The sequence below is a fragment of the Variovorax davisae genome, from assembly GCF_030316845.1.
Lineage (GTDB): Bacteria > Pseudomonadota > Gammaproteobacteria > Burkholderiales > Burkholderiaceae_C > Variovorax > Variovorax davisae.
Window position 1 is genome coordinate 32,461 of sequence record NZ_JASZYS010000002.1, and the last position, 26,653, is coordinate 59,113.

A 26,653-nucleotide genomic window follows, 5' to 3' on the forward strand; every position below is an offset into this window, starting at 1 on the left:
CAGCCACCATGTACCAGGAACAATTCATGAAGCGCGCCATCGCGCTGTCGGCCCAGGCCCTGCAGACGCCCGGCACCGAGCCGTTCGCGGCGCTGGTGGTGAAGGACGGCGTGGTCGTCGGCGAGGGCTTCAACCATTCGGTGGCGCATTTCGACCCGACCTCGCACGGCGAGATCGAGGCCATCCGCGACGCCTGCCGCAAGCTGCAGACCGTCGACCTCGGCGGCTGCGAGCTCTACACCTCGTGCGAGCCCTGCGCCCTGTGCGTCGCGGCGATGCGGATCGCCGGCATCGGCCAGCTCTACTACGCCGCTTCGCTCGCGCAATCGGGCGCGGCCTTCGAGGGCGTGCCGGCGGCGGCCCGCCACCCGATCGACGTCGAGGCGCTGCGCGCCGAGGCCGGCGCGCCGCTGGAGCGACGCCAGCCGCCGGCCGAGCAGCGCATGGCGGACGATGCGATACAGGTGCTTTCAGATTGGGCTGTAGCACGAAAGGTGGAATTTCGATGATCTTCCGGGCAGAATCCGGCCCACATGAAATTCCGGACCGGTTCGCTCCTCGGCATGGCATTGATTTCCCTGGCATCGCAGACGGCCTTCGGCCAGCCGACGGATGTTCAGGATTCATTCAGCAAACCGTGGTGGGAGGTGGTCGTCGGCCCTTTCGCGATCCATTTCAGCAATGAGGACGAGCACACGCACGTGTACCTGCTGGGCCTCGAGCGCAACCAGCCCGATGGCTGGATATGGGGCCTGTCGGCGTTCCAGAATTCTTTCGGCCAGGCGTCCGCGTATGCCTACTACGGTTATCGCTGGGACAACCTGTTCGGCAACCCCTCGCTCTACTTCAAGCTGTCGGGCGGCATCATCTACGGCTACGTGGGCGAGTACAAGGACAAGGTGCCGTTCAATCACGACGGCTTCGGCCTCGGCATCATCCCCGCGATCGGCTACAAGATCACGAAGGCGGATGCCGTGCAGATCGGGACCCTCGGCACCGCCGGCCTGATCTTCACCTACAACCGCAAGTTCTGAAGTCCGCCCCGGGCCGGCGGGATGGTCAGCCGATAATCCCGGGATGCGAATCCGCTTCACCAAGATGCAGGGCGCCGGCAACGACTTCGTCGTGCTGGACGAAACCCGCGGCACGCTCGGCCTCGATGCCGCGCAGTACCGCTTCCTGGCCGACCGCCATTTCGGTGTCGGCGCCGACCAGATCCTTTCGGTGCGGCCGTCGCCGGCGCCGGGTGTCGATTTCCAGTACGTGATCCACAACGCCGACGGCGGCGAGGTCGAGCAATGCGGCAACGGCGCGCGCTGCTTCATGCGCTTCGTGCGCGAGCGCCAACTGACGGCCAAGGACGCGGTGCGGGTGCAGACGCTGTCGGGCGTGATCGAGCCGCGCCTGGAGGCCGACGACCGGGTGACGGTCGACATGGGCGCCCCGGTGTTCGAGCTGGCCCGCGTGCCCTTCGACCCCGCCGGGCTCGACCCGCAGCCCGAGGGCGGCTGGCACACCTGGCACCTGGCGCTCGACACCCATGCCGGCAGCGCGATCGTGGCCGTCGCCGTGCTCTCGATGGGCAACCCCCACGCGGTGCAGATCGTCGCCGACGTCGACACCGCGCCGGTCGCGGCGCAGGGCCCGCTGATCGAGCACCACCCGCGATTCCCGCAACGCGTCAACGCCGGCTTCATGCAGGTGGTCGACCGCGCCCAGGTGCGGCTGCGGGTCTTCGAGCGCGGCGCCGGCGAGACGCTGGCCTGCGGCACCGGTGCCTGCGCGGCGGTGGTCGCGGGCATCCGGCTCGGCCTGCTCGACACGAGGGTCGACGTCCAGACCCGCGGCGGACTGCTCACCATCGAATGGGCCGGCGAGGGCGCCCCGGTGCTGATGACCGGCCCCGCGGTCACGGTGTTCGAGGGCGACATCGAGGTGCCGGACCCGTCATGAACCAATCCAACACCAACGCCATGAACCCGATCACCGAAGACGACATTGCCAACTATCTGGCCAACACGCCCGATTTCTTCGAGCGCCATGCCCAGCTGCTCGGCCAGGTCCAGCTGACCAGCCCGCACGGCAACCGTGCCGTCAGCCTGCAGGAGCGCCAGGCCGAGATGCTGCGCGAGAAGATCAAGGCGCTCGAGCACCGCGTCATGGACATGGTGCGCCACGGCACCGAGAACGTGGTCACGGCCGACCGCCTGCAGCGCTGGACCCGCGGCCTGCTGACCACGCGCGACCCGCGCGGGCTGCCGGCGCAGATCGCCGGCCAGCTGCAGTCGCTGTTCCTGGTGCCGCAGACCGCCATCAAGGTCTGGGATTGCGACGGCGCGTATTTGGACGAGGCCTACGCCCAGTGGGTCAGCGACGACGTCAAGGCGCTCGCCACCTCGCTGACCGCCCCCTATTGCGGCTTGAATTCCGGCTTCGAGGCGGCCGGCTGGCTGGCCGAGCCGCAGGCCGCGGTGTCGATCGCCCTGATCCCGCTGCGGCCCGAGCCCGAGGCCCCGGCCTTCGGCCTGCTGGTGCTGGCCTCGCCGGACGCCCAGCGCTTCAATCCCGAGATGGGCACCGACTTCCTGGAGCGCATCGCCGAGCTCGCCTCGGGTGCCCTGTCGCGGCTGCGGCCTTGACCCGGACCCTGCGGCGCGCCGCCTGGAGCGCGCTGGCGATCCTGCTGGCCAGCTATGCAGCGATCCACCTGATGGTGTGGCGCAACGCGCTCGCCCGCCTGGCCGAGCCGCCGCCACGTCCGGCCGATGCGGCCCTGGTGCTCGGCAACCGCGCCTTCAAGGACGGCCGGCCCAACCCCTGCATGACCGGCCGGGTCGACGCCGGCGTCGCCCTTGCCAAGGCCGGGGCGGTCCGCCAACTGGTGTTCTCGGGCGGCGTCGATCACGAAGACGGCCGCATCGAGGCGGAAGCGATGGCGCGGCATGCGCGCAGCGCAGGCTATGCCGGCAGCGCGCTGCTCGAGGGCGGCTCGCAGTCGACGCGCGAGAACCTGGCGCTGTCGCGTGCCGTGCTGCAGGCCGCGGGCATCCACAGCGTGGTCATCGTCACCGAGCCCTATCACCTCTGGCGGGCGCAGCGGCTGGCGCATGCCAGCGGTTTCGACCGCCAGTTCGAGGTCCAGTTCGCCGCCGCGCCGAGCAGCTGTTGGCAGACCTGGGGCATGGCCTTCAAGGGTGCGTTGCGCGAGCCTTTCGCGATCGTGAACAATGCGATCAATGGCTATCTCCACTGAAGCGGCGCCGGCCGCGATGCCGGCTTCGATCGAGAAGTACCTCGAGCACGTGCGGGTCGAGCGCCGGCTGGCGGCGCGCACGGTCGAGCTGTACGCCATCCATCTCGCGGCCCTGGCGCGCAACGCCGCCGCCGCCGGCCTGGCGCTCGAGCAGGTGCAGACCGCCCACGTGCGCCGCTGGATGGCCCAGCTGCACGGCGCCGGCCGCGAATCGCGCGGCATCGCGCTGGTGCTCTCGTGCTGGCGCAGCTTCTACCGCTGGCTGGGCCACGAGGGGCTGATCGGCGCCAACCCGGTCCAGGACGTCCATGCGCCGAAGGCGGCGCGTCCGCTGCCCAAGGCGCTCGCGGTCGACGAGGCGGTGCGGCTGGCCGAACTGCACGACGCCGAGGCCGACCCCTGGGACGAGGCGCGCGACCGCGCGATCGTCGAGCTGCTCTATGGCTGCGGCCTGCGGGTCGGCGAACTGGTTGGGCTGGACGTGCAGCCGAGCGCCACGGCGCGGGGCTGGATCGACCTCGATGCCGCCGAGGCCAACGTGCTGGGCAAGGGGAGCAAGCGCCGCCTGGTGCCGGTGGGCAGCAAGGCGCTCGAGGCGCTCGCCGCCTGGCTGGCCGTGCGCGGCGGCTGTGCGGCCCTCGAGGCGGCGCGGCTGCGCGACCCCGGCAGCGCAGCGGCCCTGTTCATCGGCCGCAACGGCGTCCGCTTCTCGGCCCATTCGGTCTGGAAGCAGCTGCGCGGGCGCAGCCTCAAGGCCGGCCTGGCGGCGCCGGTCCATCCGCACATGCTGCGGCACTCCTTCGCCAGCCACCTGCTGCAATCCAGCAGCGACCTGCGCGCGGTGCAGGAGCTGCTGGGGCACGCCAACATCTCCACCACCCAGGTCTACACGCGGCTGGATTTCCAGCACCTGGCCAAGGCCTACGACGCCGCCCATCCCCGGGCCCAGGCGCGCGACGAGGGCTCGCCGCCGGGCGGCGGCTCGCGCCGCGGCAACAAGAACGGTCATTCATGAAGCTTCTGCGTCTGCGTCCCGGCAAGGAGCGCTCGCTGCTGCGCCGCCACCCCTGGGTGTTCGAATCCGCGATCGCCAAGGGCGGCGGCGATGCCGGCGAAACCGTCCGCATCGAGGCCGAGGACGGCCGTTTCCTGGCCTGGGCCGCCTACAGCCCGCATTCCAAGATCCGGGCCCGGGCCTGGAGCTTCGACGAGGGACAGCGCATCGATGCCGCCTTCCTGGCGGCCCGGGTCGCGCAGGCGGTCCGCGCCCGGCTGCTGTTCGAACTCCAGAGCGACGGCGTGCGGCTGGTCCACGGCGAGGCGGACGGCCTGCCGGGCCTGATCGTCGACCGCTATGGCGACACGCTGGTGGCGCAGTTCCTGTCGGCCGGCGTCGAGCGCTGGAAGGCGCCGCTGGCCGACGCGCTGCTCGCCGCCACCGGCCTGGACAAGCTCTACGAGCGCTCCGATGCCAGCGGCCGCGAGCGCGAGGGCCTGAAGCCGCAGGCCGGCTGGCTGCGCGGCAGCGGCCCGACCGAGCTGCGCATCCGCGAACACGACTGGCAGCTGGGCCTGGACATCGCGACCGGCCACAAGACCGGCTTCTACCTCGACCAGCGCGACAGCCGCCAGCGCTTCGCCGAGCTGGCCGCGCGGCGGCGCTTTCGCCGCGTGCTGAACTGCTTCTGCTACACCGGCGGCTTCACGGTCGCCGCCCTGGCCGGGCTGAAGGCGGCCGGCGCGGTCGAGGGTGCCGAGCTGGTCTCGATCGATTCCTCGCTGCCGGCACTGGAGCGCGCGCGGGCCCACGTGGCCCTGAACGGCTTCGACGAAGCTGCCTGCGAATTCCTCGATGCCGACGTCAACGCCAGCCTGCGCCGCTTCGTCGAGGAAGGGCGGCAGTTCGATGCCATCGTGCTCGACCCGCCGAAGTTCGCCCCCACCGTGGCCCACGCCGAACGCGCCGCGCGCGCCTACAAGGACCTCAACCGGCAGGCCTTCAAGCTGCTGGCGCCGGGCGGCCACCTGCTGACCTTCTCGTGCTCGGGCGGCATCGGCGCCGACCTGTTCCACAAGATCGTGGCCTCGGCCGGCATCGACGCCGGGGTCGACGGCTACATCAGCGAGCGCCTGGGCGCGGCGCCCGACCATCCGATGACCATCGAGTTCCCCGAAGGCGAATACTTGAAAGGCCTGGTGGTGGTGCGCAAATAGGCTTTGCCCTTGCGGCGGCGCGGCTGCCGCGGCGTCGCTAAACTTCCCGCCTTCCCCCGTTTCTCCCCCGGAGCATCCCCATGGCCCTCATTCCCGCCACCATCCTCACCGGCTTCCTCGGCTCCGGCAAGACCACCCTGCTCAAGCGCATCCTGAGCGAGGCCCACGGCCAGAAGATCGCCGTGATCGAAAACGAGTTCGGCGAGGAGAACATCGACAACGACATCCTGGTCACCGAGTCGAAGGAGCAGATCGTCCAGATGAGCAACGGCTGCATCTGCTGCACCATCCGCGAGGACCTGCGCGAGGCGCTGCAGCTGCTGGCGGCCAAGAAGCGCAAGGGCCTGCTCGATTTCGACCGGGTGGTGATCGAGACCACCGGCCTGGCCGATCCCGGCCCGGTGGCGCAGACCTTCTTCATGGACGACGAGATCGCCGAGAGCTACCTGCTCGACTCGATCCTGACCCTGGTCGATGCCAAGCACGCCCCGCAGCAGCTCAACGACCGCCAGGAGGCGCGCCGCCAGGTCGGCTTCGCCGACCAGATCTTCATCAGCAAGAGCGACCTGGTCGCCGAGGAAGAAACCGAGGCCCTGATCCACCGTCTCAAGCACATGAACCCGCGCGCGCCGCAGCAGAAGGTGCACTTCGGCGAAGTGCCGATCAAGGACGTGTTCGACCTGCGCGGCTTCAACCTCAACGCCAAGCTGGACATCGACCCTGACTTCCTCAAGGAAGAAGAGGCGCACGACCACGACCATGCCCACGGCGAGCATTGCGACCATCCCTCGCATGCGCACGAAGGCCATGGCCACCATCACCACCATGACGACGATGTCAAGAGCTTCGTCTACCGCTCCGACCGGGCCTTCGATCCGGCCCGGCTGGAGGACTTCCTGGGCGCGATCGTCAACATCTACGGCCCGCGGATGCTGCGCTACAAGGGCGTGCTGCACATGCAGGGCACCGAGCGCAAGGTGATCTTCCAGGGCGTGCACCAGCTCATGGGCAGCGACCTCGGGCCGGCCTGGGGCGCCGACGAAAAGCGCACCAGCCGCATGGTGTTCATCGGCATCGACATGCCGCGCGAGATCCTGGAACAGGGTCTGGACCAGTGTCTGGTCTGATTTGACCGCCCCCGGGACGGTTCTCTCTATACAATCGCGCGCCTGTTACGGGAGCCAGACACGTCCTTCTGGGCGAAGTGTGACTTCCGGCATAGGGTCGGGCGCGTTTCGGGGCTGGATTCGGGGGTATAACCCCGGGGTTCGCCATCGGCGAGCCCCCATGATCTGAATGCGCGTCCGAGTCCACCGAAGGAGCCAGTCACCGTGAAGAAACCCGCCGCAACTGCCAAGCCCGCGTCGAAGCCGGCCGTCAAGAAGACGGTGGTTGCCAAGCAGGCGGTACCGGCGGCGAAGAAGGTTTCCGCCAAACCCGCTGCTGCGCCGCCCAAGCCCGCTGCCAAGAGCAAGGCGCCGGCGGCCGCCGCGGGCGCCCCCTCATCCAAACCGGCCGGCGCCCACGCCGTGCCACCTGCACCATCGAGTCCCATGAAAAAAACGGCTGCCGCCTCTTCCACTTCCGCCCCGGCGACACCCGCAACGACTGCCGCCCCCGCTCCCGCACGCGGCGGCCGTGTGTCGCGGCTGTCGCAGCTGACGGTCCCTTCCATGCCGCAATCGGTGGCTTCCACCGCGGCCAAGTCCAGCTTCGTGCAGATCAGCTCCAACGCGCTGGTGCCGCCGCCGCCGATCGCGGTCAAGAAAGACCCGAAGCTGGTCAACAACTGGAAGACCAAGTCGGCCGAGGAGCTGAGCGATGCCGAAGTCATCGCGATGCCCGACAACGAGTACATGAACGAGAAGCAGATGGCGTTCTTCCGCCTGAAGCTGCAGGAACTCAAGCGCGGCATCCTCGAGAACGCCGGCGAGACCACCGAGCACCTGCGCGAGGACACGGTGGTCGTGCCCGACCCGGCCGACCGCGCCACCATCGAGGAAGAGCATGCGCTCGAGCTGCGCACCCGCGACCGTGAACGCAAGCTGCTCAAGAAGATCGAGCAGTCGATCCAGCGCATCGACGCCGGCGACTACGGCTACTGCGACGAGACCGGCGAGCCGATCGGCGTCGGCCGCCTGCTGGCCCGCCCGACCGCCACGCTGTCGCTCGAGGCACAGCAGCGGCGCGAACTGAAGCAGAAAATGTTCGGCGACTGATCACCGAGGGAGCCGGACGGAGACGCTGCGCATGGCCAAGGAAGAAACCGGTCGCTTGCTGTCGAAGGTGGCGAAGTTCGTTCGCAATCCCCTCAAGGATTGGTCCGAGCTCGACGCCGACGAGTCGTCGACGCTCGAAAACGGCTACAGCCGCGAAATGCTCAAGGAAATGATCGAGCGGCGGCAGCGCAACGACTTCGTGCGCCGCCGCGAGTTCGACATGCTGCGCAAGCTGCGCCAGCGCGAGGCGGCGGGCGGGCGGGATCCGGCGGCCACGCCGTCGTCGTTCAACGTCAGCAGCACCAACGACAAGTCCGATGGCCGGGCGCTCACGCTCAAGAAGATCGACGAGATCGAAGAGCAGATGTCCCAGCAGTGGTGGAAGGGCCGCGACCCCCGCGCCGCGGCGCCCGCCGCCGAAGGCGCGCCGGCCGATGGCCCGCCGCACATGGCCGAACAGCATGCGCGCGCCTATGCCGACACGGTGCCCGGGGTGCCGCAGGGCGGGGTCCAGGGCCTGCAGGTCCAGCTGCCTGCCCATGACGGCAGCATCGAGGAGGCCGCGATCCGCTATGCCCACGGCGACGACGCCGGCGCCGAGGCGATCCTGCTGCAGGCGCTGGCACCCGACAGCCCGACCGGCGCCCACGACGACACCTGGCGCACCCTGCTCGATCTCTACCGCGCCACCGGCGACGCCGAGAAGTTCGTGGCCGCCAGCACCCGCTATGCCCAGCGCATGAAGCAGGCCGCGCCCGAGTGGATCTCGTTCCGTGCCCTGGCCAACGCGGCCCGCGCGGCGACCCCGGGCCAGCCCGTGGCGGCAGCGGCGCCGGCGAGCGACGCCGATTGGGCCAGCCCGCCGCGGCTCGCGCGCGAAGGCCTGATCGGCCTGACGCGGGCCCTGGCCGCCGCCGGCCCGTCCTGGCGGCTCGACTGGAGCGCGCTGGACGCCATCGAGCCCGATGCGGCCGGGCCGCTGCGGGCCTTGCTCACCCATTGGGCCGATTCCACCGTGCAGTTGCGCTTCCGCGGCGGCGACCGGCTGCTGCTGGTGCTCGCCGAAGCCACGCCGGCCAACGACCGCGGCGTCGATGCCGTGTGGTGGCAGCTCCACATGGCGGCCCTGCGGGTGATGCACCGCGGCGACGAGTTCGAACTGCTGGCGCTCAACTACTGCATCACCTACGAAGTCTCGCCGCCGCCCTGGGAAGACCCCAAGGGCGACTTCGCGTCGCTGGACGCCGCGCCGGCGGCGACGCCGCCCGTGCGGGCCTTCTCCTTCGGTGCCGACGAGGCGCCGAAGTCCGCCGCGCCGGAGCCTGGCCACAGTCAGCTGGTGGGCGACCTGATCGGGGAGTCGCTCTCGACCTGGCAGCGCCTCGATGCCGAGCTGGGCGACGCGGCGTCGCCGGTGGTGTCCTGCGCCGCGCTGGTGCGGATCGATTTCGCCGCCGCCGGCACCCTGCTCAACTGGGTCAGCGACCATCACGGCAGCGGCCGCAGCGTGCAATTCACCGATGTCCACCGCCTGGCCGCGGCCTTTTTCGACGTCATCGGCATCGCCGACCACGCCTCGGTCGCCCTCAGAAAAGACTGATCGGCGCGCCTGCCGGGGGTTGAGATCGGGCCTTTCGCCCTGAAATTGCTTCGATGGAACAATTTCACGGAACCACCATCGTCAGCGTCCGCCGCAAGCTCGCCGGGGCCGCCGACCAGGTCGCCATCGGCGGCGACGGCCAGGTCACGCTGGGCAACATCGTCATCAAGGGCACGGCGCGCAAGGTGCGCCGGCTCTACCACGGCAAGGTGCTGGCCGGATTCGCCGGCGCCACCGCCGATGCCTTCACCTTGTTCGAGCGCTTCGAGGCCAAGCTCGAGAAGCACCAGGGGCACCTGGCGCGCGCCGCCATCGAGCTGACCAAGGACTGGCGCACCGACCGCGTGCTGCGCCGCTTGGAGGCCATGCTGGCGGTGGCCGACGCCACCACCTCGCTGATCATCACCGGCAACGGCGACGTGCTGGAGCCCGAGAACGGCATCATCGCGATCGGATCCGGCGGCGCCTACGCGCAGGCCGCGGCCAAGGCGCTGCTCGACAACTCCGATCTACCCGCCGAGCAAATCGTGAAGAAATCGCTGGAGATCGCCGGCGAACTCTGCATTTACACGAACATGCACCACACGGTCGAGACCCTCTGAGAATCGCGAGCCCCTCCATGTCCATGACCCCCCAGGAAATCGTCTCCGAGCTCGACCACCACATCGTCGGGCAGCCCCAGGCCAAGCGCGCGGTCGCGATCGCGCTGCGCAACCGCTGGCGCCGCCAGCAGGTCGAGGAGAAGCTGCGCGCCGAGATCACGCCCAAGAACATCCTCATGATCGGCCCCACCGGGGTCGGCAAGACCGAGATCGCGCGCCGTCTGGCGCGGCTGGCCGACGCGCCCTTCATCAAGGTCGAAGCCACCAAATTCACCGAGGTCGGCTACGTCGGCAAGGACGTCGATTCGATCATCCGCGACCTGGCCGAGATCGCGATCAAGCAGACCCGCGAAGCCGAGAGCGCCAAGGTCCGCATGCGGGCCGAGGATGCGGCCGAGGAGCGCATCCTCGACGTGCTGCTGCCGCCGGCGCGGCTGCCCGACGGCGCGGCCAGCGATGGCGCCAGCCCGACCCGCCAGGCCTTCCGCAAGAAGCTGCGCGAGCGCGCGCTCGACGACAAGGAGATCGAGATCGACCTGGCCGAGACCCGCCAGCCGCTCGAGATCATGGGGCCGGCCGGCATGGAGGAAATGACCGAGCAGCTGCGCGGCATGTTCGGCCAGCTGGGGCAGGCCAAGCGCAAGACCCGCAAGCTCAAGATCGCCGAGGCGATGCGGCTGCTGATCGACGAGGAGGCCGCCAAGCTGGTCAACGAGGACGAGATCCGCAGCCAGGCGATCCACAACGCCGAGCAGAACGGCATCGTCTTCATCGACGAGATCGACAAGGTGGCGACCCGCAGCGAGGCGCAGGGCGCCGATGTCTCGCGCCAGGGCGTGCAGCGCGACCTGCTGCCGCTGGTCGAGGGCACGGCGGTGAGCACCAAGTACGGCGTGGTGCGCACCGACCACATCCTGTTCATCGCCAGCGGCGCTTTCCACCTGAGCAAGCCGAGCGACCTGATCCCCGAGCTGCAGGGGCGCTTCCCGATCCGGGTCGAGCTGCAGTCGCTGTCGGTGGCCGACTTCGAGAGCATCCTGACCCAGACCCAGGCCTCGCTGGTCAAGCAGTACCAGGCCCTGCTGGCGACCGAGGGCGTCACGCTCGAGTTCACGGCCGAGGGCATCACGCGGCTCGCGAGCATCGCCTTCGAGGTCAACGAGCGGACCGAAAACATCGGCGCCCGCCGCCTGTCGACCGTGATGGAGCGCCTGCTCGACGAAGTCAGCTTCGATGCCGCCAAGCTGGATGGGCAGGCGGTGCGCATCGACGCCGCCTATGTCGACGAGCGCCTCCAGGCACTAAGTCACGACGAGGACCTCTCTCGCTTCATCCTGTAGCGGGCGCTCACCCGGCCTGGGCTTCACGCAACACATTCAGTGCGTGAGCTAAGTGCTTCATTTGCAACGGAATTCGGTGTTTTCGTTGGTGCGAAAACACCGCTAAGTCGTTGATTCCATTACAAAAAATACCCCCGACCCCCGGTTGCGCAGTAGGCGTTTCCTGCTACAGTGGAAAAAAGTGCAGTTAAGTGGGAAAAAGTGTCGAGCGAGGCCTGATTCGGGCCTCGCGGCCATTCTCACCACCGGGGTCTCGTGGTCGTGTTTCAAGGCGCTTCATCGCTCAGTCTGGATGCCAAGGGGCGGCTCTCCGTGCCGACCCGGCATCGTGACGTCCTGAGCGCGACCGCCGGCGGCCAGCTCACCTTCACCAAGCATCCGCACGGCTGCCTGATGCTGTTCCCGCGCCCGGAGTGGGAGAAGTTCCGCGAGCGCATCGCCGCGCTGCCGATGTCGGCGCAGTGGTGGAAGCGGGTCTTCCTCGGCAACGCGATGGACGTCGACATGGACGGCACCGGCCGCGTGCTGGTCTCGCCCGAGCTGCGCGCCGCTGCCGGCATCTCGCGCGATGCCCTGCTGCTCGGCATGGGCAACCACTTCGAACTCTGGGACAAGGCGACCTACGATGCCAAGGAGGCCGAGGCCACCCAGGGCCAGATGCCGGACGTTTTCCAGGACTTCTCGTTCTGAGGCGCGCAGTGGAACAGCCGTGGACCCACACCACCGTCTTGTTGAAGGAAGCGGTGGATGCACTTTTCCCCGAGACCTCGGAGGGCGCGGGCACCTACGTGGACGCCACCTTCGGACGCGGCGGCCACGCCCGCGCGATCCTCGCGAGGCTGGGGCCTTCGGGCCGGCTGATCGCGTTCGACAAGGACGCGGAAGCGGTGGCCGAAGCAGCGCGCATCGAGGATGCGCGTTTTTCCATCCGCCACCAGGGCTTCAGGGACCTGGGCGAACTGCCGCGCGCCAGCGTGGCAGGCCTGCTGATGGACCTCGGTGTCAGCTCTCCCCAGATCGACAACCCCGCACGGGGTTTTTCTTTTCGTTTCGACGGACCGCTCGACATGCGCATGGACACCACGCGCGGCGAGAGCGTGTCCGAATGGCTCGCGACAGCCGAGCAGCAACAGATTGCGGAGGTGATTCGTGACTATGGCGAAGAACGGTTTGCTGTTCAGATTGCAAAGGCGATTGTTGCTCGCCGACAAGAACGGGGCCCAGTTTCAACCACCGCCGAGCTGGCCGAGCTCGTGGCTGGCGCGGTCAAAACCCGCGAGCCGGGCCAGAACCCTGCAACGCGCACATTTCAGGCTCTTCGGATTTTCATCAACGCCGAGCTTGAAGAGCTGCAACAGGCGCTAGAGGCGAGCCTGGCCGTGCTGCAGCCCGGGGGGCGGCTTGCCGTGATCAGCTTCCATTCGCTGGAAGACCGGATCGTGAAGCAGTTCATCGCCCAGCATTCGAAGGAGGTCTACGACCGCCGTGCGCCCTTCGCGGCGCCGAAGGCGATGAAGCTGAAGGCCCTGGCGCGGGTCAAGCCTTCGAAGGCCGAGGTCGAGGGCAATCCGCGCTCGCGCAGCGCCATCCTGCGCATCGCCCAACGTACGAGCGAGGGGCTCTGACATGGCCCGCCTCAACCTGCTGCTGCTGATCGCCGTGCTGGGCTCGGCGATGTACCTCGTCCATACCCAGTACATGTCGCGCCAGCTCTTCACCGAGCTGCACCGCATCGAGCTCGAGGCCCGCAGGCTGGAACTCGACCGTGACCGGCTGCAGGTCGAGAAGCGGGCCCAGGCCACGCCGCTGCGGGTCGAGAAGCTGGCCAAGGAGCAGCTCAAGATGCGGACCACGACGCCGGCCATCACGCAGTACGTGCGCGCCGACGGCAGCGTGATCCCGGCCGTGGTGGCGCCCGCGCCCGCCGCGCCGGCGGGCCGCGCCGCACCGTCGAAGGGAGCGCACTGATGCCACGCCGCAGCGTCCAGTACACCACCAGCCCGCTGCTGGCGAGCAAGACGCCGGTCTGGCGCAGCAAGTTCATCGTCGCCGCGATTGCCGGCGGCTTCGCGCTGCTGGCCGCCCGCGCCGCCTACGTGCAGGTGCTCGACAACGCCTTCTTCCAGCGCCAGGGCGAGGTCCGCTTCACCCGCACGCTGGAACTGCCGGCCAACCGTGGCCGGATCCTCGACCGCAACGGCCTGCTGCTGGCCTCCAGCGTGGTGGCGCCGAGCATCTGGGCGATCCCCGAGGACATCGAGCGCGACGACCCCGAGGTCAAGGCCAAGCTCAGGCAGGTGGCCAAGCTGCTCGAGATGCCGCAAAAGGAGTTCGACAAGAAGCTCGAGGACGAGGACAAGACCTTCGTCTGGGTCAAGCGCCAGGTCGACGAGCCCATCGCCAAGCAGATCGCCGCGCTCAACATCAAGGGCATCTACCAGCGCAAGGAATACAAGCGCCAGTACCCCGAGGGGGAGTCGGCGGCGCACGTGGTCGGCTTCACCAATGTCGAGGACCACGGCCAGGAAGGCATCGAGCTGGCCTTCAACAAGGACCTGGGCGGCAAGGCCGGCTCGCGCCGGGTCATCAAGGACCGCCTGGGGCGGGTGGTCGAGGGGGTCGGCGAGCAGGTGCCGCCGGTGGACGGCAAGGACATCCAGCTCAGCGTCGACAGCAAGGTGCAGTTCTTCGCCTACCAGAAGCTGCGCGACGCCGTGACGATGCACAAGGCCAAGGCCGGCAGCGTGGTGGTGCTCGATGCCATCACCGGCGAAGTGCTGGCGCTGGCCAACTACCCGAGCTACGTGCCCGACAGGCGCCAGAACCTGACCGGCGAACAATTGCGCAACCGGGCGCTGACCGACACCTTCGAGCCCGGCTCGACCATGAAGCCGATCACGGTCGGCATGGCGCTGGAGGCTGGCCGCGTGACGCCGCAGACGGTGATCTCCACCGCGCCCGGGCGCATGAGCCTGGGCGGCTTCACGATCAGCGACACCCACAACTACGGTTCGCTGACGGTCGAGGGTGTGATCCAGAAGTCGAGCAACATCGGCGCGCTCAAGATCGCCCAGAAAATGGCGCCGCGCGAGATGTGGGACACCTACACCGCGCTCGGGTACGGCCAGAAGCCGCAGATCCAGTTCCCGGGCGCCGTCACCGGCCGCCTGCGGCCCTGGAAGTCGTGGAAGCCGGTCGAGCAGGCCACGATGGCCTACGGCTACGGCCTGTCGGCGTCGCTGTTCCAGATGGCGCACTCGTACACCGCGTTCGCGCACGACGGCGACGTCATTCCGGCGACCATCCTCAAGAGCACCGAGCCGGCGGTCGGCGTCAAGGTGTTCTCGGCCCAGAACGCGCTGGCGGTGCGCAAGATGCTGCAGATGGCGGCCGGCCCGGGCGGCACCGGGCCGCTGGCGCAGACCGTCGGCTATTCGGTGGGCGGCAAGTCCGGCACCGCGCACAAGCAGGTCGGCCGCGGCTACGCGAGCAAGCAGTACCGCTCGTGGTTCACCGGCATGGCCCCGATCGAGAAGCCGCGCATCATCGTCGCGGTGATGATCGACGAGCCCAGCAACGGCCAGTACTTCGGCGGCCTGGTGGCGGCGCCGGTGTTCAGCGAAGTCGTGCAGCAGACCCTGCGCATGATGAACGTGGCGCCCGATCTGGCAGTCAAACCCCTGGTCGTGACCAAGGGTGTGGAAGAGAGCTTCTGATGAGCGTGACGACGCTGCACAACCCCGCCGAAGCCGCCCGCTGGCTGCGTTCGCGCGTGCGCGGCGCGCTGCACGCCGACAGCCGCGCGGTCGGCGCCGGCGATGGCTTCATCGCCTGGCCCGGCGCGGCGACCGACGGCCGGCGCTTCGTCGCCGGCGCGCTGGCCCAGGGCGCCTCGGCCTGCCTGGTCGAGCACGAGGGCAGCGCGGCCTTCGGCTTCGAGGGCGAGGCGATCGCCACCTACGCCGGCCTCAAGGCCGCGACCGGCCCGATCGCGGCCGCCTACTACGACACCCCTTCGGCCAGCATGGACCTGATCGCCGTCACGGGCACCAACGGCAAGACCTCGACCGCCTGGTGGCTGGCGCAGGCGCTGTCGTCCGAAGCCGCCGATGCGGTGGGCTCGCCCTGCGCCGTGGTCGGCACATTGGGCATCGGCGTGCCGCCCGATCTGACCTACACCGGCCTGACGACGCCCGACCCCGTCATGCTGCAGCGCGAACTGCGCGGCTTCGTCGAGCGCGGCTTCGGTGCCTGCGCGATCGAGGCTTCGTCGATCGGCATCGCCGAGCGCCGGCTCGACGGCAGCCGGATCACGGTGGCGGTGTTCACCAATTTCACCCAGGACCACCTGGACTACCACGGCAGCATGGAGGCCTACTGGCAGGCCAAGGCCGAGCTGTTCCGCTGGCCCGGCCTGCGCGCCGCGGTGGTCAACATCGACGACCTCCATGGCGCGTCGCTGGTGGCCGGCCTGGTCGAGCAGGGCGTCGGCGCGCTCGACGTCTGGACCGTCTCGGCCGCCGGCGCCCCGGCCCGGCTGAAGGCGCAGGACATCGGCTACGACGCCGAAGGCCTGACCTTCTCGGTGGTCGAGGACGGCGCGCCGGCCCAGCGCCTGGCCACCTCGCTGATCGGCCAGTACAACGTCGCCAACCTGCTCGGCGTGATCGGCGCCTTGCGTGCGCTCGGCCTGCCGCTCGAAGCGGCGGTGCGGGCCTGCACCGGGCTCGACAGCGTGCCGGGCCGCATGGAGCGCCTGAGCCTGCCCGGCCGGCCGCTGGCGGTGGTCGACTATGCCCACACGCCCGATGCGCTCGACAAGGCGCTGGCCGGCCTGCGCCCGTTGGCACGCCAGCGCGGCGGCGCGCTGTGGTGCCTGTTCGGCTGCGGCGGCGACCGCGACAGCGCCAAGCGGCCGATGATGGCCGCCGTGGCCGAGACGCAGGCCGACCGCGTGGTCGTCACCAGCGACAACCCGCGCAGCGAGAAGCCGTCGGCCATCATCAGCCAGATCCTGCTCGGGCTGGCGCGGCCCGAAGCGGCGCAGGTCGAGCCCGACCGGGCCCGGGCGATCGCCGAGACGCTGGCCCAGGCGCGGCCGGAAGACGTGGTGCTGCTCGCGGGCCGCGGCCACGAGGCCTGGCAGGAAATCGCCGGCGAGCGGATCGCGTTCTCGGACCGCGCGCATGCGCTCGATGCGCTCACGGCAAGGAGCGGCGCATGACCGTCGCGCAGGCTGCGACCCCCATGATGACGCTCGGCCAGGCCCTGGCCTGGATTCCGGGCGCCCGGCTGGTCGGCGATCCGGCGACGCCGATCCTGCGCGTCCACACCGACACCCGCAGCCTCGCGGCCGGCGACCTGTTCGTCGCGCTGAAGGGCGAGCGCTTCGACGCCAACCAGTTCCTGGGCGATGCCCGGGCGCGCGGCGCCGTGGCCGCGATCGCCCATGGCGGCCTCGAGGCCGCCGGCCTGGCGGGCCTCGAAGTGCCCGACAGCCTGGCCGCGCTCGGCGCCCTGGCGGCGGGCTGGCGCTCCCAGTTCGAGCTGCCGCTGATCGCCGTCACCGGCAGCAACGGCAAGACCACCGTGACGCAGATGATCGCGTCGATCCTGCGCGCGGCCTGCGGCGAGGGCGCGCTGGCCACGGCCGGCAATTTCAACAACGAGATCGGCGTGCCGCTGACCCTGCTGCGGCTGCGTGCGCGCCACCAGCGCTCGGTGGTCGAGCTGGGCATGAACCATCCGGGCGAGATCGCGCGGCTGGCGCGGATCGCGCGGCCGACCATCGCGCTGGTCAACAACGCCCAGCGCGAGCACCAGGAGTTCATGGCCACGGTGGAGGCGGTGGCGCGCGAGAACGGCGCGGTCTTCGAGGCCCTGCCGCCGCAAGGCACGGCCGTGTTCCCGCATGCGGACGATTTCGCGCCGCTGTGGCGCGAGATCGCCCATCGCGGGGCGTCGCGCCGCTGCCTGAGCTTCGGCGACCAGGCCGATGCCGACATCGCCCTGGTGTCCGCCGACTGGGCCGATGGGGCCTGGCGGGTCGAGGCCCGCACGCCGCTGGGCGAGCTGCGCTTCGGGCTCGGCATCGCCGGGCGCCACAACGTCATCAATGCGCTGGCGGCCATCGCCTGCGCGCTCGCCAGCGGCGTCTCGCTCGACCGGATCGCCGAAGGGCTGTCCGCCTTCGAGCCGGTCAAGGGCCGCTCCCGGGCGATCGCGCTGCGGCTGGCCGACGGACGGGCGATCACGCTGGTCGACGACACCTACAACGCCAATCCCGATTCGATGCTGGCCGCGATCGACGTGCTGGCCGCGCTGCCGGGCCCGCGCCTGCTGGTGATCGGCGACATGGGCGAGGTCGGAGACCAGGGGCCGCAGTTCCATGCCGAGGTCGGCCAGCGGGCGCGCGAGCGCGGCATCGACGCGGTGTACGCGATCGGCCGCGAGTCGGCGCACAGCATCGCGGCCTTCCAGGGCGGTGCGGCCGCGGGCCGCCATTTCGACGACATCGATTCGCTCAACGCCGCCGTGCGGGCGCAGCTGCCGCTGGCCGGCAGCATGCTGGTCAAGGGCTCGCGCTTCATGCAGATGGAGCGCGTGGTCCAGGCCGCCGCCGGCTGGGCCGAATCGCAACAACAACAACAAGACAAGGAGGCCGGTCATGGCGCTTGAGTCGCGCATCGAGGCCCGTTCGCCCATGCCCCCGTTCGCGCCGAGGTTCCGCCCATGCTGCTGAGCCTCGCCCTGTGGCTGCAAAGCCTGTCGCCGGATTTCGGTTTCCTGCGGGTGTTCCAGTACCTGACGTTCCGCGCCCTCATGGCCTCGTTGACTGCGCTGCTGCTCGGCCTGGCCGCCGGCCCCTTCGTGATCCGGCGCCTGACGGCGCTCAAGATCGGCCAGCAGGTGCGCAGCTACGGCATGGAGACGCACCTGACCAAGAGCGGCACGCCGACCATGGGCGGCGTGCTGGTGCTGTTCTCGATCGCCTTCTCGACCCTGCTCTGGTTCGACCTCTCGAACCGCTTCGTCTGGATCGTGCTGTGGGTCACGCTGGGCTTCGGCGCCATCGGCTGGGTCGACGACTGGCGCAAGGTGGTGCGCAAGGACCCCGAGGGCATGCGTTCGCGCGAGAAGTACTTCTGGCAGTCGGTGGTCGGACTGGTGGCGGCCTTCTACCTGCTGTTCAGCATCTCCGAGAGTTCCAACTGGCGCGTGCTCGAACTGTTCTACGCCTGGGTGCGCTCGGGCTTCGACCTCGACTTCCCGCCCAAGATCAACCTGCTGGTGCCCTTCTTCAAGGAAGTCAGCTATCCGCTCGGCGGCATCGGCTTCGTGATCCTGACCTACCTGGTGATCGTCGGCGCCAGCAACGCGGTGAACCTCACCGACGGCCTCGACGGTCTGGCGATCATGCCGGTCGTCATGGTCGGCTCGGCGCTCGGCGTGTTCGCCTATGTCACGGGCAGCGCGGTCTATTCGCGCTACCTGCTGTTCCCGCACATCCCGGGCTCCGGCGAGCTGCTGGTCTTCTGCTCGGCCATGGCCGGCGCCGGCCTGGCCTTCCTCTGGTTCAACACCCATCCGGCGCAGGTCTTCATGGGCGACGTCGGCGCGCTGGCGCTCGGTGGCGCGCTCGGCACCATCGCCGTGATCGTGCGCCAGGAGATCGTTTTCTTCGTGATGGGCGGCATCTTCGTGGTCGAGGCGATCTCGGTGATGGCCCAGGTCGCGTACTTCAAGTACACCAAGAAGCGCTTCGGCGAGGGCCGGCGGGTGCTCAAGATGGCGCCGCTGCACCATCACTTCGAGAAGAGCGGCTGGCGCGAGACGCAGGTCGTGGTCCGGTTCTGGATCATCACGATGCTGCTGTGCCTGGTCGGCCTGTCCAGCCTGAAGCTGCGTTGACACCATGCGCCACCTGAAAGACCTCCACGTCCTCGTCCTCGGCCTCGGTGCGTCCGGCCTGGCGATGGCGCGCTGGTGCGCGCGCCATGGCGCCGTGCTCACGGTCGCCGACACCCGCGAAGCGCCGCCGCAGTTGGCGGCCCTGCGCGCCGAGCTGCCCGGCGTCGTCTTCGTCGGCGGACCCCTGTCGGCCGCGCTGGTCGAAGGCACACCGGTGCGCGCGGTGTACCGCTCGCCGGGGCTGTCGCCGGCCTCGGTGGCGCCGGTGGTCGATGCGGCCCGGGCGATGGGCCTGCCGGTGGGCGGCGAGCTGGACCTGTTCGCGCGCGCGCTGGCGGACCTGCGCATCGTCGAAGAAGTGCCGGCGATCGAAGCGGTCGTGGCGCCGGAACCGGCCGTGCCCACGGAGCCCGTGCCCGACAGCGCCGAGCCCGAGTCGGCCGATGCGGCCGATGCGGCCGAACCCGCCCCCGTGCTGCCCGACGACGACGACGATTCGTTCACGCCGCTGGCCGAGCCGGTGGTCGTGCCGCCGGCGCCCAAGGGCTACACGCCCGCGGTGCTGGCCATCACCGGCACCAACGGCAAGACCACCGTGACCGCGCTCACCGGCCAGTTGGTCGAGCGCGCCGGCAAGCGTGTCGCCGTGGCCGGCAACATCGGCCCGACCCTGCTCGACACGCTGGCGGCCCGGATGGACGCCGACGACCTGCCCGAGGTCTGGGTGCTCGAGCTGTCGAGCTTCCAGCTCGACGGCGTGCAAGACTTCGAGCCGACTGCCGCCACCGTGCTGAACCTGTCGCAGGACCATCTCGACTGGCATGGCGACATGGCCGCCTACGCCGCGGCCAAGGCACGCGTCTTCGGCCGCAAGGGCGTGATGGTGCTCAACCGCGAGGATGCTGCCGTCATGGCCATGCGCCCCGCGCCGGTCAAGCTGGCCCGGGGCCAGGTGGCGCGCAGCGTCATCACCTTCGGCGCGGCGATGCCGCTGCGGCCGGGGGACTACGGCATCGAGCGCCTGAACGGCATGGGCTGGCTGGTGCGCGCACTCGAAGCCGATGAGACGCAGAAGCGCAAGCGCGGCGCCGCCGCGGAGGACGAAGAAATCTTCTTCCAGCGCCTGATGCCCGCCAACGCGCTGCGCATCCGCGGCGGCCACAACACGCTCAACGCGCTGGCTGCATTGGCGCTGGCCACCGCAGCCGGCTGCCAGCTGGCGCCGATGCTCTACGGCCTGCGCGAATACCGCGGCGAGCCGCACCGGGTCGAGCCGGTGGCGATCGTCGGCGACGTCGAGTACTTCGACGACAGCAAGGGCACCAATGTCGGCGCCACCGCCGCCGCGCTGGTGGGCCTCGGCGAGGAGCGCCGGCTGGTGGTGATCCTCGGCGGCGAGGGCAAGGGCCAGGACTTCACGCCACTGGCCGCGCCGGTGGCCCAGTACGCCCGCGCCGTGGTCCTGATCGGCCGCGACGCGCCGTTGATCGAGGCCGCGCTGGCGGCCACCGGCATCCCGCTGCTGGGCGCCGCCTCGCTGGCCGAGGCCGTGACCTTGGCGGCCGGCCGCGCGCACCCGGGCGATGCCGTGCTGCTGTCGCCGGCCTGCGCCAGCTTCGACATGTTCCGCGACTACGCGCACCGGGCCACGGTGTTCTGCGAAGCCGTCGAGGCGCTGGCCGACCTGCCGTCGACCCCCGCGCAGGAGGCGCCATGAGCAGCGCGACCGCCGCTACGCCCAACAAGACCGGCCGCTTCAGCGGCTGGTTCAGCCGCGCCAAGAGCGGCATCGATGCCCTGCCCATGCACCTGCCGGTGCGGCTCGGCAACGCCGGCATGACGCAGACCAAGGCGGCGCCGGTGCGTGTGCTCGGCTTCGACCAGGCCCTGGTCTGGGTCACGGTGGCGCTGCTGGCCTGGGGCCTGGTGATGGTCTATTCGGCCTCGATCGCGCTGTCCGACAGCCCGCGCTTCGCCCGCGCCGGCTACAGCTCGACCTTCTTCCTCACGCGCCACGCCGCCTCGCTGGTGATCGCCGCGATCGCCGGCCTGCTGGCCTTCCAGGTGCCGATGAAGACCTGGGAGCGCGCCGCGCCCTGGCTCTTCGTCGCCTCGCTGCTGCTGCTGGTGGCGGTGCTGGTGCCGCACGTCGGCATCAACGTCAACGGCGCGCGCCGCTGGCTGCCGCTGGGCTTCATGCGCTTCCAGCCCTCGGAGCTGGCCAAGCTGGCGATGGTGCTCTATGCGGCCAGCTACATGGTGCGCAAGATGGAGATCAAGGAGCGCTTCTTCCGCGCCGTGCTGCCGATGGGCATCGCGGTGGTGGTGGTCGGCATGCTGGTGATGGCCGAGCCCGACATGGGCGCCTTCATGGTGATCGCCGTGATCGCCATGGGCATCCTGTTCCTGGGCGGCGTCAATGCGCGCATGTTCTTCGTCATCGCGGCACTGGTCGTGGTGGCCTTCAGCACCATCGTGGCGACCAGCCCCTGGCGGCGCGAGCGGATCTTCGCCTACCTCGACCCGTGGAGCGAGGAGCACGCGCTCGGCAAGGGCTACCAGCTGTCGCACTCGCTGATCGCGATCGGCCGCGGCGAAGTCTTCGGCGTCGGCCTCGGCGGCAGCGTCGAGAAGCTGCACTGGCTGCCCGAGGCCCACACCGACTTCCTGCTGGCCGTGATCGGCGAGGAGTTCGGCCTGGTCGGCGTGCTGCTGGCGATTGCGCTGTTCCTCTGGCTGACGCGCCGCATCATGCACATCGGCCGCCAGGCGATCGCGCTCGACCGCGTGTTCTCCGGGCTGGTGGCGCAGGGCATCGGCATCTGGATCGGCTTCCAGACCTTCATCAACATGGGCGTGAACCTCGGCGCGCTGCCGACCAAGGGCCTGACCCTGCCGCTGATGAGCTTCGGCGGCTCGGCCATCCTGATGAACGTGGTGGCGCTGGCGGTGGTGCTGCGCATTGACTATGAAAACCGCGTCCTCATGCGCGGAGGCCGCGTATGAGGATGCGGTTTCGCCAAAACGGGGTCAACGCGAAGCGCTGCGGCGCGACTGCGCCGCTGATGCGCGGAGGCCGCGTATGAGCAGGACGGCATTGGTCATGGCGGGCGGCACGGGAGGCCACATCTTCCCGGGCCTGGCCGTGGCCGAGGCCCTGCGCGAGCGCGGCTGGCGGGTGCACTGGCTCGGCGCGCCCGGCAGCATGGAAGAGAAGCTGGTGCCGCCGCGCGGCTTCGCCTTCGAGCCGGTGCAGTTCGGCGGCGTGCGCGGCAAGGGACCGCTGACGCTGGCGCTGCTGCCGATGCGGCTGCTGCGCGCCTTCCTGCAGAGCCTCTCGGTCGTGCGCCGGGTCAAGCCCGACGTCGTCGTCGGCCTGGGCGGCTACATCACGTTTCCGGGCGGCATGATGAGCGTACTGCTCGGCAAGCCGCTGGTGCTGCACGAGCAGAACTCGGTCGCGGGCCTGGCCAACAAGGTGCTCGCGAGCGTGGCCGACCGCGTCTTCACCGCATTCCCGAACGTCATCAAAAAGGCGCAGTGGGTCGGCAATCCGCTGCGCGCCGCCTTCCTGTCGCAAGGCGACCCGGCGACCCGCTTTGCCGGCCGCAGCGGTCCGCTCAAGCTGCTGGTGGTCGGCGGCAGCCTCGGCGCCCGGGCGCTCAACGCCGTGGTGCCGAAGGCGCTGGCCCTGATCGCAGCGGCCGAGCGGCCACAGGTCACGCACCAGAGCGGCGCCAAGCAGATCGACGAGCTGCGCGCCAACTACGCCGCCGCCGGTGTCGACGGCGAACTCACGCCCTTCATCGACGACACGGCGCAGGCCTATGCCGACGCCGACCTGGTCGTCGCCCGTGCCGGTGCCAGCACCGTCACCGAAATCGCGGCCGTCGGCGCAGCAGCGCTGTTCGTGCCTTTTCCTTCCGCCGTGGACGACCACCAGACCACCAATGCCCGCTTCCTTGTCGACGCCGGCGGTGGCTGGCTCGTTCAACAAACCGAACTGACACCCGAATTGCTGGCCGAATTGCTACAGAACACCGGGCGCGCTGCGCTCCTCGAACGCGCCGTGAAGGCCAAGACGATGCAGAAAACCGAAGCGGTCGACCATGTCGTCCGCGCTTGCGAGGAGCTTGCGAAGTGATGCCCACCCTCGTCGCTTGCTCACTGCGTGTAGCCGCGTCCCCCCTCGAGGGGGCGACGCCAGCGGCCCGGCAAAGCCGGTTCCGCGGCATCTCCCGAACGGGCTTCGCTGCGCTTGCCGCTGTGTGGCAAGCGTCGATCCATGGAGGTCGCGTATGAAGCATGCCATTCGACACATCCATTTCGTCGGCGTCGGCGGCTCGGGCATGAGCGGCATCGCCGAAGTGCTGCTCAACCTGGGCTACAAGATCTCGGGCTCCGACCTGGCCGACAGCGCCACCCTCAAGCGCCTGGCCAGCCTCGGCATCGCGACCTTCGTCGGCCATGACGCGGCCCATATCGCGGGCGCCGACGCGGTCGTGACCTCGACCGCGGTCAACGCCGACAACCCCGAGGTGGTGGCGGCGCGCGAGAAGCGCATCCCGGTGGTGCCGCGCGCCATGATGCTGGCCGAGCTGATGCGCCTCAAGCAGGGCATCGCGATCGCCGGCACCCACGGCAAGACCACCACCACCAGCCTGGTGGCGAGCGTGCTGGCGGCGGCCGGGTTCGACCCGACCTTCGTGATCGGCGGCCGGCTCAACAGCGCCGGCGCCAATGCGCAGCTCGGCAGCGGCGACTACATCGTGGTCGAGGCCGACGAGTCCGACGCCTCGTTCCTGAACCTGCTGCCGGTGATGGCGGTGGTCACGAACATCGACGCCGACCACATGGAGACCTACGGGCACGACTTCGCGAAGCTCAAGAAGGCCTTCGTCGACTTCCTGCACCGGATGCCCTTCTACGGCGTCGCGATCCTGTGCACCGACGATGCGGCGGTGCGCGAGGTCGTGACCCAGGTGTCCTGCCCGGTGACCAGCTATGGCTTCGGCGAGGAAGCCCAGGTGCGCGCGGTCAACGTCCGCGCGGTCGGCTCGCAGATGCACTTCACGGCCCAGCGCCGCAACGGCGTCACGCTGCCCGACCTCGACATCGTGCTGAACCTGCCGGGCGAGCACAACGTGCGCAACGCGCTGGCGGTGATCGCGGTGGCGGTCGAGCTCAGCGTGCCCGACGAGGCGGTGCAGCGCGGCCTGGCCGACTTCAAGGGCGTGGGCCGGCGCTTCCAGCGCTATGGCGAGGTGCCGCTGCCCGGCGGCCGTCAGGGCCAATTCACGCTGATCGACGACTACGGCCACCACCCGGTCGAAATGGCGGCCACCATCGCAGCGGCGCGCGGCGCCTTCCCGGGCCGGCGGCTGGTGCTGGCCTTCCAGCCGCACCGCTTCACGCGCACGCGGGACTGCTTCGAGGACTTCGTCAAGGTCATCGGCCAGGCCGACGCGGTGCTGCTGGGCGAGGTCTACGCCGCCGGCGAGGCGCCGATCGTGGCCGCCGACGGCCGCTCGCTGGCGCGCGCGCTGCGGGTCGCCGGCAAGGTCGAGCCGGTGTTCGTCGACGAGATCGCGGCCATGCCGCAGGCGATCCTGGACAACGCGCGCGAGGGCGACGTCCTGATCTGCATGGGGGCCGGCTCGATCGGCGCCGTGCCGGCCAAGGTGGTCGAGATCGGCGCCCAGGCGCCGCAACAGTCGGAGCGCTTCACGCGCGAAGGGAGGGCGCTGTGAGCGTCGTGGAACCCCAGGCCCTGGGCAAGGTGGCGGTGCTGTTCGGCGGCAGCTCGGCCGAGCGCGAGATTTCCGTCATGTCGGGCACCGGCGTGCTGGAGGCGCTGCGTTCGCGCGGGGTCGATGCGCATGCCTTCGATCCGGCCGAGCGCGAGCTGGCCGATCTCAAGCGCGAGGGCTTCGCCCGCTGCTTCGTCGCGCTGCACGGACGCCACGGCGAAGACGGCACCGTGCAGGGCGCCCTCGAGCTGCTCGGCATTCCCTACACCGGCTCCGGCGTCATGGCCTCGAGCGTGGCCATGGACAAGGTCATGACCAAGCGCATCTGGCAGGCCGACGGCCTGCCGACGCCGCGCTACGTGCGCCTGGCCTTCGACCAGCAGAGCCGCGAGCAGATCAACGCCGTGCCCGACGTGCTGGGCCTGCCGCTGATCGTGAAGCCGCCGCGCGAGGGTTCCTCGATCGGCGTCACCAAGGTCGAGGGCTACTCGCAGATGCAGGATGCGGTGGCGCTGGCGGTGCGCTATGACGCCGACGTGCTGTGCGAGGAGTTCATCGAGGGCCAGGAAGTCACCTGCGCGCTGCTCGGCAGCGGCCTCGACGCCGTGGCGCTGCCGGTGGTGCGCATCGCCGCGCCCGAAGGTGCCTACGACTACCAGAACAAATACTTCACCGATGACGTCAAGTACCACTGCCCGAGCGGGCTGCCCGACGCCGAAGAGCACGAGATCCGGCGCATCGCGCTGGCCGCCTACCACCAGCTCGGCTGCCGCGGCTGGGGCCGCGCCGACCTGATGATCCGGGCCAGCGACCGCAAGCCCTTCCTGCTCGAGATGAACACCTCGCCCGGCATGACCAGCCACTCGCTGGTGCCGATGTCGGCGCGGGCCGCCGGCATCGCCTACGAGGACCTCTGCCTGCGCGTGCTGGCGACGGCCACGCTCGATTTCGGAACGCCGATCGGCAGCGAGGCGAACTGATGGCCGACAGCATCTCCGTCCCCTTCGACGTCAAGCTCATGAACGTGCTCGCGACCCTCGTGTTCGCGCTGTTCGCGCTCATGCTGCTGGCGGCGGGCGGCTGGTGGGTGCTGCGCCAACCCTTCTTCCCGCTGGCCGGCATCAAGGTCGACGGCGAGGTCACGCACAACAACGCAGTCACCCTGCGCGCCAACGTGGCGCCGCAGCTGGCGGGCAATTTCTTCACGGTCGACCTGGCGCGCGCACGCGCCGCCTTCGAGTCGGTGCCATGGGTGCGCAAGGCGGTGGTGCGGCGCGAGTTCCCGAACAAGCTGCGCGCGACGCTGATCGAGCACGTGCCGGTGGCGCACTGGGGCGACGAGGCCGGCTCGAAGCTGATCAACGGCTTCGGCGAGGTGTTCGAAGCCAACGTGGCCGAAGTCGACGACAACCTGCCGCGGCTGGACGGCCCGTCCGAGCAGGCCGGCCAGGTGCTGGGCATGTACCGCGTGCTGGCGCCGCTGTTCCAGCCCTACGACCTCGCGATCGACGAGCTCACGCTCAGTGGTCGCGGCAGCTGGCGGGCGCAGCTCGACACCGGCGCCGTGCTCGAGCTCGGGCGCGGCCAGGGCGAAGAGGTGGTGGTGCGCACGCAGCGCTTCCTGCGCACGGTGACGCCGGTGGCGGGCCAGTACGGGCGCACGGTGGCGGCGGTCGAGGGCGCCGACCTGCGACACAACGAGGGCTACGCGCTGCGGCTGCGTGGCGTGACGACGGTCGTTGCCGACCCGAAGAAAAAATAGAG

At 69.8% G+C, this 26,653-nt stretch carries 25 protein-coding genes; all 25 read left to right on the plus strand.

Annotated elements, in window-relative coordinates; genetic code table 11:
- Window positions 1–8 precede the first annotated feature (8 nt).
- Entirely contained in the window at window positions 9–509 is a 501-nt protein-coding gene (locus tag QTI33_RS04440; RefSeq protein WP_286504574.1) for a nucleoside deaminase, read from the plus strand.
- A 24-nt stretch (window positions 510–533) separates the two neighbouring features.
- On the plus strand, window positions 534–1,034 hold the full coding sequence (locus QTI33_RS04445; protein ID WP_286504575.1) for an ABC transporter ATP-binding protein: 501 nt from the start codon (window positions 534–536) through the stop codon (window positions 1,032–1,034).
- A gap of 43 nt (window positions 1,035–1,077) precedes the next feature.
- Window positions 1,078–1,953 carry a diaminopimelate epimerase gene (dapF, locus tag QTI33_RS04450; protein WP_286504576.1) on the plus strand — a complete coding sequence of 292 codons (876 nt, stop codon included), beginning with the start codon at window positions 1,078–1,080 and terminating at the stop codon, window positions 1,951–1,953.
- Window positions 1,950–2,639 (plus strand): DUF484 family protein, encoded by a 690-nt coding sequence (locus tag QTI33_RS04455; protein WP_286504577.1) that lies wholly within the window; start codon window positions 1,950–1,952, stop codon window positions 2,637–2,639. Before dapF ends, QTI33_RS04455 begins: the two co-directional genes overlap by 4 nt.
- Window positions 2,636–3,253 (plus strand): YdcF family protein, encoded by a 618-nt coding sequence (locus QTI33_RS04460; RefSeq protein WP_286504578.1) that lies wholly within the window; start codon window positions 2,636–2,638, stop codon window positions 3,251–3,253. Before QTI33_RS04455 ends, QTI33_RS04460 begins: the two co-directional genes overlap by 4 nt.
- Window positions 3,237–4,268 carry a tyrosine recombinase XerC gene (locus QTI33_RS04465; protein ID WP_286504579.1) on the plus strand — a complete coding sequence of 344 codons (1,032 nt, stop codon included), beginning with the start codon at window positions 3,237–3,239 and terminating at the stop codon, window positions 4,266–4,268. Before QTI33_RS04460 ends, QTI33_RS04465 begins: the two co-directional genes overlap by 17 nt.
- Complete coding sequence (locus tag QTI33_RS04470; RefSeq protein WP_286504580.1) at window positions 4,265–5,467, plus strand: class I SAM-dependent rRNA methyltransferase; 1,203 nt, start codon at window positions 4,265–4,267, stop codon at window positions 5,465–5,467. Before QTI33_RS04465 ends, QTI33_RS04470 begins: the two co-directional genes overlap by 4 nt.
- 80 nt (window positions 5,468–5,547) lie before the next feature.
- A complete protein-coding gene (locus QTI33_RS04475; protein WP_286504581.1) occupies window positions 5,548–6,594 on the plus strand; it encodes a CobW family GTP-binding protein in 1,047 nt (348 codons plus the stop codon).
- Between the two features lie 261 nt (window positions 6,595–6,855).
- The gene (gene dksA, locus QTI33_RS04480) at window positions 6,856–7,686 is read left to right on the plus strand and encodes an RNA polymerase-binding protein DksA (protein WP_286505127.1); all 831 of its coding nucleotides are present in this window, start codon (window positions 6,856–6,858) and stop codon (window positions 7,684–7,686) included.
- A gap of 31 nt (window positions 7,687–7,717) precedes the next feature.
- On the plus strand, window positions 7,718–9,286 hold the full coding sequence (locus QTI33_RS04485; protein ID WP_286504582.1) for an STAS domain-containing protein: 1,569 nt from the start codon (window positions 7,718–7,720) through the stop codon (window positions 9,284–9,286).
- A 53-nt stretch (window positions 9,287–9,339) separates the two neighbouring features.
- Window positions 9,340–9,888 carry an ATP-dependent protease subunit HslV gene (gene hslV, locus QTI33_RS04490; RefSeq protein ID WP_286504583.1) on the plus strand — a complete coding sequence of 183 codons (549 nt, stop codon included), beginning with the start codon at window positions 9,340–9,342 and terminating at the stop codon, window positions 9,886–9,888.
- 17 nt (window positions 9,889–9,905) lie between these two features.
- Window positions 9,906–11,228, plus strand: coding sequence for an ATP-dependent protease ATPase subunit HslU (gene hslU, locus QTI33_RS04495; RefSeq protein WP_286504584.1), 1,323 nt, complete (start codon window positions 9,906–9,908; stop codon window positions 11,226–11,228).
- A 261-nt stretch (window positions 11,229–11,489) separates the two neighbouring features.
- A complete protein-coding gene (gene mraZ, locus QTI33_RS04500) occupies window positions 11,490–11,918 on the plus strand; it encodes a division/cell wall cluster transcriptional repressor MraZ (protein WP_286505128.1) in 429 nt (142 codons plus the stop codon).
- A gap of 8 nt (window positions 11,919–11,926) precedes the next feature.
- Window positions 11,927–12,853 carry a 16S rRNA (cytosine(1402)-N(4))-methyltransferase RsmH gene (rsmH, locus tag QTI33_RS04505; protein ID WP_286504585.1) on the plus strand — a complete coding sequence of 309 codons (927 nt, stop codon included), beginning with the start codon at window positions 11,927–11,929 and terminating at the stop codon, window positions 12,851–12,853.
- 1 nt (window position 12,854) lies between these two features.
- Window positions 12,855–13,196, plus strand: a complete 342-nt coding sequence (gene ftsL / locus QTI33_RS04510) for a cell division protein FtsL (RefSeq protein WP_286504586.1) — start codon at window positions 12,855–12,857, stop codon at window positions 13,194–13,196.
- Complete coding sequence (locus QTI33_RS04515; RefSeq protein WP_286504587.1) at window positions 13,196–14,944, plus strand: peptidoglycan D,D-transpeptidase FtsI family protein; 1,749 nt, start codon at window positions 13,196–13,198, stop codon at window positions 14,942–14,944. Before ftsL ends, QTI33_RS04515 begins: the two co-directional genes overlap by 1 nt.
- The gene (locus tag QTI33_RS04520) at window positions 14,944–16,452 is read left to right on the plus strand and encodes a UDP-N-acetylmuramoyl-L-alanyl-D-glutamate--2,6-diaminopimelate ligase (RefSeq protein WP_286504588.1); all 1,509 of its coding nucleotides are present in this window, start codon (window positions 14,944–14,946) and stop codon (window positions 16,450–16,452) included. The genes QTI33_RS04515 and QTI33_RS04520 overlap by 1 nt, the downstream gene beginning before the upstream one ends.
- Window positions 16,449–17,906, plus strand: a complete 1,458-nt coding sequence (locus QTI33_RS04525) for a UDP-N-acetylmuramoyl-tripeptide--D-alanyl-D-alanine ligase (protein ID WP_286504589.1) — start codon at window positions 16,449–16,451, stop codon at window positions 17,904–17,906. Before QTI33_RS04520 ends, QTI33_RS04525 begins: the two co-directional genes overlap by 4 nt.
- A 54-nt stretch (window positions 17,907–17,960) precedes the next feature.
- Entirely contained in the window at window positions 17,961–19,139 is a 1,179-nt protein-coding gene (gene mraY, locus QTI33_RS04530) for a phospho-N-acetylmuramoyl-pentapeptide-transferase (RefSeq protein ID WP_286504590.1), read from the plus strand.
- A 4-nt stretch (window positions 19,140–19,143) separates the two neighbouring features.
- On the plus strand, window positions 19,144–20,856 hold the full coding sequence (gene murD / locus QTI33_RS04535; RefSeq protein WP_286504592.1) for a UDP-N-acetylmuramoyl-L-alanine--D-glutamate ligase: 1,713 nt from the start codon (window positions 19,144–19,146) through the stop codon (window positions 20,854–20,856).
- On the plus strand, window positions 20,853–22,145 hold the full coding sequence (gene ftsW / locus QTI33_RS04540; RefSeq protein WP_286504593.1) for a putative lipid II flippase FtsW: 1,293 nt from the start codon (window positions 20,853–20,855) through the stop codon (window positions 22,143–22,145). The genes murD and ftsW overlap by 4 nt, the downstream gene beginning before the upstream one ends.
- A 76-nt stretch (window positions 22,146–22,221) precedes the next feature.
- Entirely contained in the window at window positions 22,222–23,283 is a 1,062-nt protein-coding gene (gene murG / locus QTI33_RS04545; protein WP_286504594.1) for an undecaprenyldiphospho-muramoylpentapeptide beta-N-acetylglucosaminyltransferase, read from the plus strand.
- Between the two features lie 154 nt (window positions 23,284–23,437).
- Window positions 23,438–24,889, plus strand: coding sequence for a UDP-N-acetylmuramate--L-alanine ligase (gene murC / locus QTI33_RS04550; RefSeq protein ID WP_286504595.1), 1,452 nt, complete (start codon window positions 23,438–23,440; stop codon window positions 24,887–24,889).
- Entirely contained in the window at window positions 24,886–25,869 is a 984-nt protein-coding gene (locus QTI33_RS04555) for a D-alanine--D-alanine ligase (protein ID WP_286504596.1), read from the plus strand. Before murC ends, QTI33_RS04555 begins: the two co-directional genes overlap by 4 nt.
- On the plus strand, window positions 25,869–26,651 hold the full coding sequence (locus QTI33_RS04560; RefSeq protein WP_286504597.1) for a cell division protein FtsQ/DivIB: 783 nt from the start codon (window positions 25,869–25,871) through the stop codon (window positions 26,649–26,651). Before QTI33_RS04555 ends, QTI33_RS04560 begins: the two co-directional genes overlap by 1 nt.
- Window positions 26,652–26,653: the final 2 nt, after the last annotated feature.

Bases quoted from the DNA above. Each gene is read 5' to 3' on its own strand.
- QTI33_RS04440 (WP_286504574.1), top strand. From the start codon at position 9: ATGTACCAGGAACAATTCATGAAGCGCGCCATCGCGCTGTCGGCCCAG.
- QTI33_RS04475 (WP_286504581.1), top strand. From the start codon at position 5,548: ATGGCCCTCATTCCCGCCACCATCCTCACCGGCTTCCTCGGCTCCGGC.
- ftsL (WP_286504586.1), top strand. From the start codon at position 12,855: ATGGCCCGCCTCAACCTGCTGCTGCTGATCGCCGTGCTGGGCTCGGCG.
- QTI33_RS04525 (WP_286504589.1), top strand. From the start codon at position 16,449: ATGACCGTCGCGCAGGCTGCGACCCCCATGATGACGCTCGGCCAGGCC.
- murG (WP_286504594.1), top strand. From the start codon at position 22,222: ATGAGCAGGACGGCATTGGTCATGGCGGGCGGCACGGGAGGCCACATC.
- QTI33_RS04520 (WP_286504588.1), top strand. From the start codon at position 14,944: ATGAGCGTGACGACGCTGCACAACCCCGCCGAAGCCGCCCGCTGGCTG.
- QTI33_RS04465 (WP_286504579.1), top strand. From the start codon at position 3,237: ATGGCTATCTCCACTGAAGCGGCGCCGGCCGCGATGCCGGCTTCGATC.
- hslU (WP_286504584.1), top strand. From the start codon at position 9,906: ATGTCCATGACCCCCCAGGAAATCGTCTCCGAGCTCGACCACCACATC.
- QTI33_RS04485 (WP_286504582.1), top strand. From the start codon at position 7,718: ATGGCCAAGGAAGAAACCGGTCGCTTGCTGTCGAAGGTGGCGAAGTTC.
- mraY (WP_286504590.1), top strand. From the start codon at position 17,961: ATGCTGCTGAGCCTCGCCCTGTGGCTGCAAAGCCTGTCGCCGGATTTC.
- murD (WP_286504592.1), top strand. From the start codon at position 19,144: ATGCGCCACCTGAAAGACCTCCACGTCCTCGTCCTCGGCCTCGGTGCG.
- QTI33_RS04455 (WP_286504577.1), top strand. From the start codon at position 1,950: ATGAACCAATCCAACACCAACGCCATGAACCCGATCACCGAAGACGAC.
- hslV (WP_286504583.1), top strand. From the start codon at position 9,340: ATGGAACAATTTCACGGAACCACCATCGTCAGCGTCCGCCGCAAGCTC.
- murC (WP_286504595.1), top strand. From the start codon at position 23,438: ATGAAGCATGCCATTCGACACATCCATTTCGTCGGCGTCGGCGGCTCG.
- dapF (WP_286504576.1), top strand. From the start codon at position 1,078: ATGCGAATCCGCTTCACCAAGATGCAGGGCGCCGGCAACGACTTCGTC.
- QTI33_RS04470 (WP_286504580.1), top strand. From the start codon at position 4,265: ATGAAGCTTCTGCGTCTGCGTCCCGGCAAGGAGCGCTCGCTGCTGCGC.
- QTI33_RS04560 (WP_286504597.1), top strand. From the start codon at position 25,869: ATGGCCGACAGCATCTCCGTCCCCTTCGACGTCAAGCTCATGAACGTG.
- QTI33_RS04515 (WP_286504587.1), top strand. From the start codon at position 13,196: ATGCCACGCCGCAGCGTCCAGTACACCACCAGCCCGCTGCTGGCGAGC.
- ftsW (WP_286504593.1), top strand. From the start codon at position 20,853: ATGAGCAGCGCGACCGCCGCTACGCCCAACAAGACCGGCCGCTTCAGC.
- QTI33_RS04445 (WP_286504575.1), top strand. From the start codon at position 534: ATGAAATTCCGGACCGGTTCGCTCCTCGGCATGGCATTGATTTCCCTG.